11 protein-coding genes are annotated in these 13,053 nt (G+C 45.6%); 5 read left to right on the forward strand and 6 right to left on the reverse strand.

Annotated features, from left to right (window positions below; genetic code table 11):
• Window positions 1-504: 504 nt before the first annotated feature.
• Together BM607_RS00520 and BM607_RS00525 are read right to left on the reverse strand one after the other, a co-directional pair.
• Window positions 505-771 (reverse strand): Lpp/OprI family alanine-zipper lipoprotein, encoded by a 267-nt coding sequence (locus tag BM607_RS00520; RefSeq protein WP_006080732.1) that lies wholly within the window; start codon window positions 769-771, stop codon window positions 505-507.
• 233 nt (window positions 772-1,004) lie between these two features.
• Entirely contained in the window at window positions 1,005-2,255 is a 1,251-nt protein-coding gene (locus BM607_RS00525; protein WP_071939214.1) for a multifunctional CCA addition/repair protein, read from the reverse strand.
• Between the two features lie 178 nt (window positions 2,256-2,433).
• Here BM607_RS00525 and BM607_RS00530 point away from each other — a divergent pair, with 178 nt between their 5' ends.
• Both BM607_RS00530 and BM607_RS00535 read left to right on the forward strand, forming a co-directional pair.
• Window positions 2,434-4,107, forward strand: coding sequence for an ExeA family protein (locus tag BM607_RS00530; protein ID WP_071939213.1), 1,674 nt, complete (start codon window positions 2,434-2,436; stop codon window positions 4,105-4,107).
• Window positions 4,107-5,225: a general secretion pathway protein GspB gene (locus BM607_RS00535; protein ID WP_071939212.1), complete on the forward strand. Its 1,119-nt coding sequence runs from the start codon at window positions 4,107-4,109 to the stop codon at window positions 5,223-5,225. Before BM607_RS00530 ends, BM607_RS00535 begins: the two co-directional genes overlap by 1 nt.
• A 108-nt stretch (window positions 5,226-5,333) precedes the next feature.
• On the opposite strand, the gene nhaD is transcribed toward BM607_RS00535, so the two are convergent.
• Complete coding sequence (nhaD, locus tag BM607_RS00540) at window positions 5,334-6,581, reverse strand: sodium:proton antiporter NhaD (RefSeq protein WP_006085043.1); 1,248 nt, start codon at window positions 6,579-6,581, stop codon at window positions 5,334-5,336.
• Between the two features lie 551 nt (window positions 6,582-7,132).
• Here nhaD and BM607_RS00545 point away from each other — a divergent pair.
• On the forward strand, window positions 7,133-7,330 hold the full coding sequence (locus BM607_RS00545) for a hypothetical protein (RefSeq protein ID WP_012088580.1): 198 nt from the start codon (window positions 7,133-7,135) through the stop codon (window positions 7,328-7,330).
• 113 nt (window positions 7,331-7,443) lie between these two features.
• Here the strand turns inward: BM607_RS00545 and hemL are convergent, their stop codons facing one another.
• The 3 genes from hemL to BM607_RS00560 form a co-directional block, all read right to left on the reverse strand.
• Window positions 7,444-8,736 (reverse strand): glutamate-1-semialdehyde 2,1-aminomutase, encoded by a 1,293-nt coding sequence (gene hemL / locus BM607_RS00550; RefSeq protein ID WP_012088581.1) that lies wholly within the window; start codon window positions 8,734-8,736, stop codon window positions 7,444-7,446.
• A gap of 26 nt (window positions 8,737-8,762) precedes the next feature.
• Window positions 8,763-9,782, reverse strand: coding sequence for an aspartate carbamoyltransferase (locus tag BM607_RS00555; protein ID WP_006080739.1), 1,020 nt, complete (start codon window positions 9,780-9,782; stop codon window positions 8,763-8,765).
• Window positions 9,783-10,041: 259 nt separating this feature from the next.
• Window positions 10,042-11,766, reverse strand: a complete 1,725-nt coding sequence (locus BM607_RS00560; protein ID WP_071939295.1) for a chloride channel protein — start codon at window positions 11,764-11,766, stop codon at window positions 10,042-10,044.
• Window positions 11,767-11,840: 74 nt separating this feature from the next.
• Between BM607_RS00560 and BM607_RS00565 the strand changes: the two genes are divergently transcribed.
• Together BM607_RS00565 and erpA are read left to right on the forward strand one after the other, a co-directional pair.
• A complete protein-coding gene (locus tag BM607_RS00565; protein ID WP_006080741.1) occupies window positions 11,841-12,644 on the forward strand; it encodes a DUF6776 family protein in 804 nt (267 codons plus the stop codon).
• A complete protein-coding gene (erpA, locus tag BM607_RS00570) occupies window positions 12,637-12,987 on the forward strand; it encodes an iron-sulfur cluster insertion protein ErpA (RefSeq protein WP_006080742.1) in 351 nt (116 codons plus the stop codon). Before BM607_RS00565 ends, erpA begins: the two co-directional genes overlap by 8 nt.
• Window positions 12,988-13,053: the final 66 nt, after the last annotated feature.

A 13,053-nucleotide genomic window follows, 5' to 3' on the forward strand; every position in this document is an offset into this window, starting at 1 on the left:
TTTATGTTGTTTTTATGTTGGATGGGCCGAAGCTGTTATTATTTTTAACTTTGGCCTATTTGTTCTGTGACAAATACAACCTTCTTATTGCCTTTGTTTCCCATGTAGCCTCGATTTTTGTCAATAGCTTTTCTTTAAAAGAGAAATATTATTTTTTTATAAAAACCATTTTTAAGATAAACGAGACTGACTTTTAAGAATACTGAAAAGTTTAAATGAGAAGCTTAGATTAATAACGAAGGTTTTAATTAAAAGACGAATGGGATCCGTTTATACAGGCGCATACAAAAGTTAACTTTTTAAGGGGATTGGGGATAGCCTTTAAAGATGCGTTTGGAAATTTAAAGTCAATTTTGCGTTTTTGTATTACGGGATTGGCAATCTTGAGTATCAATACCTTGAATGACAGGCATAAAAAAAGGCTTAGATTGATGTGCTTAACGCTTTCATCTTTCTTAAGCCTTTTGTCTTAACTTACTAAATAGTAAGCTAAATTACCTTTCATTACTTCTTGTAACGAGAAGCAACGTTGTCTAAACGGTCGTTTGCGCGTTTAGCTTCTGCTTGTGCGTCCATAGATGCTGCTTTTGCATCTTTAACGTCTGCAGACAGTTTGCTTTGCTCTGATTTCAGAGAACCAACATCAGCTGACAATTGATCAACTTTGTTGCCCAGAGTTGCAACGCTTTCTTCCAGAGCAGTAGTGTTCGCGCAACCACCTAGTAGGGCAGTCATTGCTAAACCAGCAATCATCAGTACTTTTTTGTTCATTGTAAAAAATCCCTTAAAATAGGTTGGATTTGAATGTTTCGTTACTTTGTAAGCGAAACTGCCTAATTATGACATAGCTATTTTAATTTGCTACGAATATTAATGTGTTTAACCACTATAGGCATATAAATTTTTTTTAAAAGCTTTTTTTATAAGTTATATCGACATTTCTAATCGTAAAGGAGGGCATTTTTCACTATAAAGTGATGCGCCACTTACAAATCCTTTACAAATTACCGTTCATCCGTCGGCAGTTTAGTTTGCATTTTTTGTTTAAACTGACTGACCGCTTCAATACGACGTAAATTTAACGCCTGCTTTATCTCTGCGCCTTGGAAACCTGCGGCAATAATGGCGGCAATATCGACATTATTGGCGGCAAGGAAGCATTGAGTTAAATATTCACCCTGAGGGTAGAGGTTGTTTTCAAATCCTGTTCGACCACGCATATCGGCGGTGCAGGCTAATATAAGTTGCGTCAAGCGCTCTGGCTTACGCCAAAAGTCAGCTTTATCGAATATTTTTACGATCGTTTCGGCTCTAAGCTCGAAGGCCTGATGAACGTTCTGATGTTGGTCACTGACCAGTAACGCAAGATCGCGGGTTTCGTTCGGCACTCGTAAACGGGTGCAGAGCGCTTTTATCAGCGGCAAGCCCTTTTGGCCGTGACCGTGATGTTTAGGTAAATGCTCTTTTGGACTGAGGGCTTTGCCTAAATCATGTACGAGAGCGGCAAAACGAACGCTTTTATCCTCAGTGAGAAGTGCGGCTTGGGCGAGCACCATTAAAGTATGCACACCGGTATCAATTTCAGGATGCCATTTTTCTGGTTGAGGAACGCCAAATAAGGCAAAGATCTCGGGAAAGAGTACTTCAAGGGCGCCGCATTGGTGCAGTACCTCGAAAAAGACCTCTGGGTGAGGTCCGCCTAAGCTTTTATCGACTTCTTGCCAAACTCGCTCCGCTGTTAACGCGTTAAGCTCATCGCTTGCGCTAATTTGGCGCATCAGTGCCAGAGTTTCTGCGGCAATGTGAAATCCTAAGACATGAAACCTTGCGGCAAAGCGGGCGACACGCAATACGCGAAGCGGATCTTCAACGAAAGCATCCGACACATGGCGCAATAGGCGCGCGTTAATATCCTCAATGCCATTAAAAGGATCGTATAAGTTGCCCTTTTCATCTTGGGCGATAGCATTGATGGTCAGATCTCGACGTAACAAGTCTTGCTCTAAAGTCACATCGGGACTGGCATGGCAGCTAAAACCACCATAACCCAGTCCAATTTTTCGCTCTGTTCGGGCTAACGCATATTCTTGTTGGTTTTTAGGATGCAGAAATACCGGGAAATCTTTACCGACCTGGCGGTATCCCAGTTGCAACATTTGTTCTGGAGTCGCACCAACAACGAGGTAATCTTTGTCCTTGATAGGGAGATTGAGCAGGCTGTCACGCACAGCACCGCCGACGAGATATATTTTCACAGGCAAGATTCGGCTAATGTGTCATAAACATAGCTTATCATGCCCATTAAGGTGATAGATAAAGTCGTCGCGAGATATTTGCGCACTTATGTGTCACATTGATGTTGCGGATATTTTGACAATAACATTGGGACGCTTTAACGTGGGGCGTTATTTTTAAATTAGGATGATTGGTGGTATGTACAAGGCCTTTTACGGACTCAGCGATAACCCTTTTTCGATTGCACCCAATCCCCATTATTTGTTTTTGAGTGATAGGCACAGAGAGGCGTTGGCCCATTTAACCTACGGGTTAGGGGAAACGGGCGGCTTTGTGTTGCTAACAGGGGAAGTTGGCACGGGTAAAACGACGGTATCTCGCTGTTTACTTGGGCAATTGCCCGATAATACCGACACCGCATTTATCCTTAATCCGTCGCTAACTGAGCTCGAGTTACTCGCCATGCTTTGCGATGAACTTAAGATTTCCTACGGGGACAATCCTACACTCAAGCAGTTGACAGACCACTTGAGTCGTTTTTTATTGGACAATCACAGCAAAGGTCGTAATACCGTGCTCATCATCGATGAAGCGCAGCATTTACGCCCTGAAGTGCTGGAGCAACTGCGCCTTCTGACTAATCTTGAGACGGACACTAAGAAGTTACTGCAGGTCATTTTAATCGGTCAGCCAGAATTACAGCTGTTATTGAAGCGCCAAGAGCTGCGTCAGTTAGCCCAGCGGATCACCGCTCGCTACCATTTATTACCGCTAAATGAAGATGAAATCGCTCTTTATGTGTTGCATCGCTTGCAAGTCGCGGGACGATTTGAACCTTTGTTTACCCGCAAAGCCGTTAAGGTGTTGCAAAAGTACAGTGGCGGCATCCCTCGATTAATTAACCTCTTATGTGAACGCTCGCTGATGGCGGGCTATGCGCAATCGCGGGTGCCCATCGATCATCATATGGTGCGGCAAGCTGCGGCTGAAGTATTAGGTGAAGAGGAGCCGACTCAGAATAGGTATCTTTGGCCGACAGCGACCGCTGCGGCGTTATTTGTCGCTTTTGGTGTTTCCTATTGGCTATTTACCGACAAGCCTGTCAATGCCGCGTCAGCGTCTAGTATGGCCCTTGAGTCAACGTCAGCAAATGTTGCTGCATTAAACACTCAAGCTTTGAGTGCGACCGAAGGAATGGGCAAGTTAGTACAACCCGTTGATCAGCAAAGCAGTCAGGGGTCAATTCCAGATCCCAATCAGCGCTTACTTAATGATGCGATTAATCAGAGTCGCGATATCGATACTGCCTTTGCGGGTTTGTTTAGCGTGTGGGGCAAAGTACCGTATAAAGGTTTAACCGCCTGCCAATCTGCGGTTGAGCAAGGATTGTCTTGTTATCAGCAGCAGGGTAACTGGATGTCACTGACTCGGCTTAATTATCCAGCCGTGGTGTATTTGGTTGATGATAACCAACAGGATTTTTATGGTGCTGTGATTGCGGTAGATGGCGAGCAGTTGCTGATGCAGTTAGGTGAACAACAACTTTGGGTAGATAGAGCTTGGTTCAATCAACATTTCAGTGGCACCTTCGAAATCCTATGGCAAGCACCGAATTTGCCTATGATGGATATCAGTCAAAAATCGAGTCCAGGTCAACTGCAATGGTTAGAGAATGCCTTAGCCCATGTGAATAATCGCAATACTCGCAGGGTCAATCAATTCGATGTGCAACTGGAAAATGATCTTAAAAGCTTCCAAAGTCAGCATGGCTTAAAAGCCGATGGTATTGCCGGAAATCAGACATTAGTGAGATTAAATTTGTATTTAAGTCAGCAAGGTCCACGTTTAACCGATAATGGGGCGCGCAGCTGATGTCCATTTTACTCGATGCCGTGACCCGTAATAAACAACAGCAACAATCGCCTTTACCCGATGCGGTGATGACGCCAAGGGCGAATTACCCGCAGCCACGTAAATCAGGCGTGCCGATAGGCAAGTTGTCCTTACTTGTCGTCGCTGTCGCCGCCGGAATTGGCGTCGCTTGGGGATTAAGTTTATGGGACCAAGCTCGACATATTTCAACCGAGCATGCTTCAACTAACAATGTGGCTGTGGCAAAGGTATTGCCATCAACTGCATCTTCATTACCAGCTTCGACAGTGGCTAAAAGTGAGCTTCAGACTGCCTCGTTAGAATCGGTTGCTCAGCCGCAATCTGAAGACAGTGCTAATACAGGTGTTCGACTCGCAGGAAAAGTGGCGCTGCCTCGAGCACAGACTTTGCCCGAGTTAACTGCATCATCGCAATATCAGGGCGGGGCTGTAGCAGACTCGGCTCAGGCTTTTAGCGCGAATATGAACAGCAATGCTGTTCAAAGTTACAATGTTCCTAAAAATAGTGTTCCTAACAACAGCGATCCGAATAATAGCGATTCCAGTTATGGAGACTATATGTCGACGTCAGCCCAAGTGGACGCAGCAAGTCGCGAAGTTGCTTCTATGTCTACAGACACGCAAACACAGCAACCTATGATGTTGGGCGCTAATGCCAATGAGTCGGGTCTTGCGAGTCTTGAGGCGCTGCGTCAGCAAGTCAGTGCTGCGGCGGAAGATGTCGGTTTAGAAACCAACAAAAGTCGCGATGAAGATAAGTTAGTGGCTTCCTTTCAAAGTGCGCTAAAGGATGTGGAATACACCAATGCGGCGGAGACAAATGTCACTGAAGCTAAATTAGATCCTATTCCTAAAACGGCTGCGGATGATATCCCTAAATACGGTCAACTACCTGCTGGGCTGCAATTACAAGTGCCTGAATTTAATATTGTCGCCCATGTTTATTCCAGCGATCCGACTCAAAGGTGGCTGAATGTGGACGGTGCAGAGTTGCAGGAAGGGGATATGATTGCGGGTAAGCTGAAGATTATCTCCATTCGTCCACGGGACATAGTGTTAGATATTCAAGGTACCCAGTTTAAAGTACCTGCAATTTAAACAGGCTTTATGATAAGCAATGCTCGCGGTTATCTGTGCTAGTCATAGCTAAAGAGTAGAAATGAAAAAGGCGCCTAGGCGCCTTTTTTGATCTTAATGAATCTCAACTTAATCAAACAGTCTGTAAGCTAAGAATAGGGTCAGTGCGTAACCTACGCTGTAGCAAAGGAAAAGTGCTGGAACGTATTTTAAGTAACTCACAAACGTCAGTTCTTTCACTTTACTCATGGCCACAATACCCGATGCAGAACCGATAATCAGCAGTGAACCACCCACGCCAACGCTATAGGTCAAGCCAAGCCATTCTGGGGTATTAAGCACAGGGCTTGCTTTTAACAATGCCGCTGTTAATGGCACGTTATCAATCAAGGCTGAGCCGATACCTGTGACGAAGTTAGAGATGTTTGGATTAAACATAGTATAAGCTTCGGTCAGCATGTCTAAGGTGCCAATTTCTTTAAGCATACCCACGAGCAGCAAAATACCTAAGAAGAACAACAGGGTGTCGTATTCAACTTGGCGAATATACTCAAGGATTTTGATTTCTTCTTTATCGCTACGCGTGGTGTGGCCAATCAGGAACATGATTGACAGACCCGTTAGGAAGGTCAGCACTGGCGGGATACCAAACAATATGTTCAGTAACATGGTCATTAAAATCGTGCAGAAGAACACGAGGGCAATCATGACATCAACGGTTTGATAGGTGTGTTTGATGGGTGTCGTGCTCACCACGCCTTCGGCTTTGAGTGAGAACAGGGTTGCCAACAAAATCACGCTTACGGCCGATGGGATAAACAACATCAGCAGTTCGGACATATGCACATGGCCGCCTAAGAAGATCATCAACGTTGTCACATCGCCGGTGATCAAAGCGACACCGCCTGAGTTCACAGCGAAGATAATCAACACTGCCATTCTGCGGCGCATTTGCTTGTCGAGTTTAAAGGTGGTTAATAGGCCTAATGACACTAACGTCGCGGTGACGTTATCACAAAATGCCGAGAGCACGAGTGCGAACAGGGCAACTTGGATCATCAACATGCGCACCGACACTTTCTGCGGGAACAGCTTTTGCACCATGATTTGGATCATGCCTTTAGCGTTCAAGTACGCGACGAAGGTCATGGTCGACATCAGAAAGAGCCAGAGTGTGGCAATTTCGAGCAAATTTTCATTGAGTTGATGGGCAACGAGTTTCTCATTGGCCGGTTCTCCAGCAGCCATAAACAGCGCTACCCAAGAGATACAGCCAAAGAATAAGGTGGTTTTTGCTTTATTAAGGTGGGTCACTTCTTCGAAAATAATACTGAGCAATGCGAGCACGGCCAGTATGATGAGAAAGGTATTTAACATAACTGCAATTCCAACTGCTGTTTTAATGTCGTAGGGCGACTTGAGTCAACCTAAAGATTGAGCATATCAAGGCTGAATTAAGCTAGCCGTGTTAGCGCGTGCGGATCAGAACATAATGGGCTAAAGAACGCAACTGTTAGCTGTGACTCAATTTACCGCTGCTTTGTGATGTTGATCCCATGCATTTTAGCGATAAACTGGTTTTATATATCGGTACTTTGATTTTTGTTAGTGTGATTGACTATATTGTTTGATTTGATTACCGCGTTAAAAGTGAGATCTACGATTAAAGTCTAAGCAGTCAGTTTGTCGATCCTTCAATTAATTTTTGTTCAGGAAGAGATCCATGAATGCTGAGGCCAAAGTGGAGTCGTTTTTCCACACTTTCCCCTGTTATTGGCCACAATGGCTTAATTGATTCGCGTGTCACAAAAATGTCTTTGCCAAAATCTTGACTGGATACAAAGTGAGCGCTATCTTGTGGCTGTTTTCTTATCTGGGCACAGGATGTTGTGTTAACACGGGATGTTGTGTTTTTGGAGTAGATGTAAATGACATTTGTTATTCGGAGCCTTTTGCTTTTGGGCTCACTGGTTTGGTTAACGTATTCTGGCAAGCAGCTTATAGCGCTGGGTGTGATGAGTGATCCTGAGCTCGCCATTGAGCATATCAATTTGACCATACAGCTGGTTGTGGCGGCGATAATATTTAAATCGGCTTTAGGTTCTAAAAAGTCCGATAGCTACTAGCGCTAAATAAAGCTAACAGAATCTAAGTAAAGCTAATTAAATTTAACAAAAACAAAGGGACGCTATTGCGTCCCTTTGTTATTTTTAAGGTGTAGCAACCCTAAGATCTAGGTTTAGCTTGCCGCTTTCATGCTCGCTAATACGCGGTCAGCCGCTTCTAAGGTCAAGCGCATTTCTTCTTCGCCATGGGCCATAGACAGGAAACCGGCTTCATAAGCGCTAGGTGCCAAGTACACGCCTTCATCTAACATACCGTGGTAGAAAATACGGAACTGCTCGATATTACATTGGGTCACTTGGTCAAAACGGGTGATTTCCGGTTGTTCTGTGAAGAAGAAACCGAACATGCCGCCAACATAGTTGATCGCCATTGGAATACCGTGCTTGTCAGCTGCCGCTTTAAAACCTTCTGCAATACGTTTGGTTTTTGCGCTTAGCTCTTCGTACAGACCTTCTTCACACAGGGCTTCCATTTGCGCCAAACCTGCTGACATCGCAATTGGGTTACCAGATAACGTTCCCGCTTGGTAAACCGGACCCGTAGGCGCGATAAACTGCATCACATCTTTACGGCCACCGAAGGCACCCACTGGCATACCGCCACCAATCACTTTACCGAGTGTGGTCAAGTCAGGTGTGACGCCGTAGTAACCTTGAGCGCCGCTTTGTGATACGCGGAACCCTGTCATCACTTCGTCGATGATCATTAAGGCACCGAACTCGTCACAAATATCACGCAGACCTTGAAGGAAACCTGGGATAGGTGGAATGCAGTTCATGTTGCCAGCAACGGGCTCGATGATGATGCAAGAAATGTCAGTTGGATACTGCTCGAACAGGGTTCTGACAGAATCTAAGTCGTTATACACAGCCGTTAAGGTGTGCTTGGCGAAATCTTCTGGAATACCGGGTGAGCTAGGTTGGCCTAAAGTTAGAGCACCAGAACCTGCTTTAACTAACAGGCAGTCCGCATGGCCGTGGTAACAACCTTCGAATTTTAAGATCTTGTCACGATTAGTAAAACCGCGTGCTAAACGAATGGCGCTCATCGTAGCTTCAGTACCTGAACTCACCATACGAACTTGCTCGATAGAAGGCACCATAGAGATGACTTTCTCGGCCATTTGCACTTCAAGTTCTGTTGGTGCGCCAAAAGACAAGCCATTTTCCACTGCCGCTAATACCGCTGCACGGATTTTAGGGTGATTGTGGCCGAGGATCATCGGGCCCCAAGAACCGACATAGTCGATATAAGCTTTGCCATCGGCATCGTAAATATAAGCGCCGTTTGCTTTTTCAATAAACAGGGGTGAACCGCCTACACCATTAAATGCACGAACCGGAGAGTTAACGCCGCCGGGGATGGTTTTTTTAGCCTGTTCAAATAGCGCTTCGGAACGGGTCATGTTTAGTCCTTAAAGTCTGTAGCCAACTAGCGATCGGCTTTACGTGAATACCAATTAACCGGACACTCATATTTTTCGAGTTGATGATCAACGCCGAGTGTCAATGCAAACAAAGCCATGCGAATTAACAGCCCATTATCCGCCTGTCTGAAGATGGCGAGATTAGGGTGGCTGTTCAAATCATTATCTAACTCATTGGCTTGCGCGCGTGAATCCCTTGGAAGCGGATGCATAATGACAGTGTTAGATTTGCAATGCTGAGTGTAAATACTGCGATTTAAGCGGAACTTGCCGCGATACTTATTCGCTTCTTCCTGTGAAGGGAAGCGTTCTTCTTGAATGCGAGTGAGATACAGAATATCTGCTTTATCTAAATGGCCTTCAAGCTGGTCGGTTATTTTGATGCTATGGCCAGCATTTTCAATGTCGGAGATCACATAATCAGGCATCGCTAATTCAGCAGGTGAAATCAGTGTGAAACTGATGTTCTTATACATGCAGAGTAAGCGTGATAGTGAATGCACGGTACGGCCAAATTTTAAGTCGCCGACCATTGCTATGTGCATGCCATCGATACCGCGGCCGGCACATTTGAGTTCTTTTTGGATAGTGTATAAATCGAGTAGAGCTTGGGTCGGATGTTCGTTCGAACCATCGCCACCGTTGATCACTGGGACGCGACTGCCTTCGGCAAACTCTTTCACTGAATAAGAGTCTGGATGGCGCATGGCAATCACATCGGAATAAGTGGATAACACGCGCGCCGTATCGTACAGGGACTCACCCTTAGATAAAGACGATGAAGCCATACCTGTGGTTTCACGCACATGGCCGCCAAGTAAGTTAAAGGCACAGCCAAAACTTACGCGGGTACGGGTACTGGGTTCGAAAAACAGGTTACCTAAAATGGCGCCATCGAGCACATTATTGCGCTTCTCTCGAAGTGCATAGGGCATCATGCGGCTAGCGACATTAAAAATAGTTTGGATTGAGTCAAGATCTAACTGGTTTACGGAGAGGATATGGGATCCTTCGAACTGATTCATCAGCCTGTTTTCCAATTTGCTAGGGGGGCATTTTAAGCTGCGGTATCGCGCTTATCTGCCCTGATGTTATGTAGGGTGGCTGAGGCGCGATTGTAGCAGAAGCACTGGGGCAACGAAATAGCCACATTGCCACTGTGTTAGATTTTTGCGATGAAGCCCAAAGCTTTTAATCTGCCGCCTTAGGTTTGGCATCAAGGTTTGGCATCGATATTAGGTTTTGCATCACTATCAGATTTTAAATTGATGATATTAATTGGCACTAGGCTTGGCCTAAGCGAATTTCCTGTTGCAGGTTCGACCAACTGATCACTCCGACCACGTTATCGGGCGTATCTTGATAGATAAACACCTCACCGCTGCGCTTGGGTGACAAGAGTAAATAGGCTTCATTGAGCGTAGTGCTGTCGCTTAAGCCTTGCATGGGATGGCGCGATAGTGTGGTACTGTCATCGTAGGATTGCATTTCAAGGCTGAGCATTTCGATAACGCCATCGGCATTGCGAACCAGCACAGGTCGACCTTCGGCCCGTTTAAGCACTTCGAGTAACAATTCATCGTTGTTATTGACGATAACAAAGCGTTTATCCATCAAGGCTCGCACGCCTTTTTTCTGCAGCGCTAAATTTACTGGCGCAACTTTATAGCCTAGCCCCATGATTTCTAATTGTTTAAAGAAAATAGAGTTAGTCTTAAAGCCTTGATAGGCAATCAAAAATGCGGGAATAGTCACAAACATCGCCGGAAGGATGATACTGGCATCATTGGTCATTTCTAGCAGGGCGACTAACGCCGCCAGCGGCGCGCTTAAGCACACGCCCATCATGGCCGTCATGCCGATCACAGTGTAAAGCCCTACATATGGAGCGATCGACGGGAATAAGATGGCACTGATCAGCGCCAAAATCGCGCCGAGCAGCGCGCCGATGCCATAGAGTGGACCAATCAAACCACCTGGAATACCTAAGCCAATCGCTGCAATAGTGGCAATGATTTTGGCAAGTAATAGGGCGATTAACAGCAACAGGCTTGGATGTTGACTAATGGCTTCGCTAATGGCGAGATCGCCCGTGCCAAGGGCTTGCGGCAACACGAGACCGATTAGCGTGGTGACGCTGCCCGCCAATAATAGTCGGTAAATCAGTGGCCATTTTTGCCCCGTCGCAGTAACTTTTAAGAGTGAGTAATTAAACAACGCCGCAGCGCAGCCTAGTACCACGCCGCCGATGGCGAGAATAGGGTAGTGATCTAAGGGAATGTGGATCACTTGAATACGGTCAAATTCGTGCACATTACCAAACACTAATTGGCTTGAAACCGCGCCACAAATCGCGGAGAGCATAATCGGGAAGAAGTAATGGACTTTATATTCACGGACAATTACTTCGAGGACAAAAATCACTGCCGCCAAGGGCGCGTTAAATGTCGCGGCAATCCCTGCTGCAATGCCACTGGCGCACATAATACGCACACTATTATCGGGAAGATTGAATTTTTCGGCGAGAAAACTGGCACTGACAGCACCCAGATGAATGGCTGGACCTTCACGGCCGACGGAGAAATTGGTGCCGAGGGCGAATAGTGCTTGAAAAAATTGCCCTACGGCAGATTGCAGCGGAATTTTACCATAGTGCAGTTTAACTCTATGTAACACATAGGCTATTCCCATACGCTTATAACGTTTGGAGCCTAGCTTAGCCACAATCCAAATTAATATTGCGCCTAAAAGTGGTAACAGGGCTCGCCAGTCGGCGATGTTCCCCGTAAAATCCAGCGCCTGTATTTGGGTGTAATGATTGGCCCAAACGAGCAAGAGTCGAAACAGTAAGATCACGCAGGATGCGAAAATGGCAAACAGCAGTGCCAGTATGCACAGTTGTGCACTGATCCTCGCTTGGGATAAATGGTCACGTAGCTCATTGGTTAAATACTTTTTGGCTGTGACTATGGCATGTTGAATAGCGACTTTATTTATCGTTAATTGCACTGCATTGGCCTGAGTTGTATTGTATCGAACTCGTTCTTGAGTTGATTGTATTTTATATAAGGGGCTGTTACCTAATGCCAAATTATCATCGTTGGCTAGATCGGCTGCAAGTGATGGATCTCAAGTATCGTCCATCTTCAGTGTATTTATCGCTTTTAGTGTTAGTTTCTATTCTTTTTGGGGCTTGGATAAGTTTTCTGCTACTAAGCAGCGATGAGCCCGTGGTTAAACACATCAGCAGCAAAGCCCAACGCTTGAGTGCTGAATTAGAAACACAGACCCAATTGCTAGCGACCCGAAATCTAGAGCTGTCCGTCGAGCGTGAGGCTAACGCCCAAATGCAAGATATGTTTGGCCAGCAGATGAAAAAGCAAAAAGAATTGGAACATGAGCTGGCGTTTTACCGTAGCATTATGACACCGGATGATAATGCCGAAGGTGTCGCCATCCACGGACTTGAAATGACGCCGGGTGTTTTAGCCGATGAGTACAATCTCAAACTGGTATTGACTCAGTTGCAAAAGCGCAAGCAAGCGATTCAAGGTCGAGTCGAATTGACATTAATTGGCGTGCAGGAGGGGAAATCCATTAGCTTGAGTGTGAACAAACTCACGGGCTCTAAGTTGGAATTTGATTTTCGCTATTTTCAGGTCATAGATACCAAGGTCACTGTTCCTGCAGGCTTTAGTTTACAGCAAGTGAAAGTCAAAGTGCTGGTGCCTTCGAGCCGCTGGACCAAGAATTCGCAGACAGAACATGTCTATAGTGCCCCTGAGTTATTACAGGGTGAAAAAGAACCACGGGTAATACTTGAACAAAACAGTCAGGTAAAGGATAATTTGCCCCAGAAAACTGATGTAAGAGGTAGTAATGACTGATCAAGCTGATACAGCAATGCCAATCCAATTTACCGATGCGGCAGCCGCTAAGGTGAAAGGTTTGCTGGAAGAAGAGCAGAATCCTGCACTTAAGCTACGAGTCTATGTGACTGGTGGTGGTTGTTCTGGATTTCAGTATGGCTTTACCTTTGATGAAAAGGTCAATGACGGCGATTTTACGATAGAAAAACAAGGCGTTCTCTTGGTTGTTGATCCTATGAGCCTACAATATTTAGTCGGTGGTGAAGTGGATTACACTTCAGGACTCGAAGGTTCTCGCTTCTTCGTGAAAAACCCTAACGCAACCACGACCTGTGGCTGTGGTGCCAGTTTCTCTGTATAAAGATTGTCTCTGTGTAAAGAGTTTCTCTATAAAGACTGCTCACTTAGCGCCTTTAAGGTGTGAAGT

Origin of the sequence: Shewanella sp. SACH, assembly GCF_001887095.2 — a bacterium.
Taxonomy (GTDB): Bacteria; Pseudomonadota; Gammaproteobacteria; order Enterobacterales; family Shewanellaceae; genus Shewanella; species Shewanella baltica.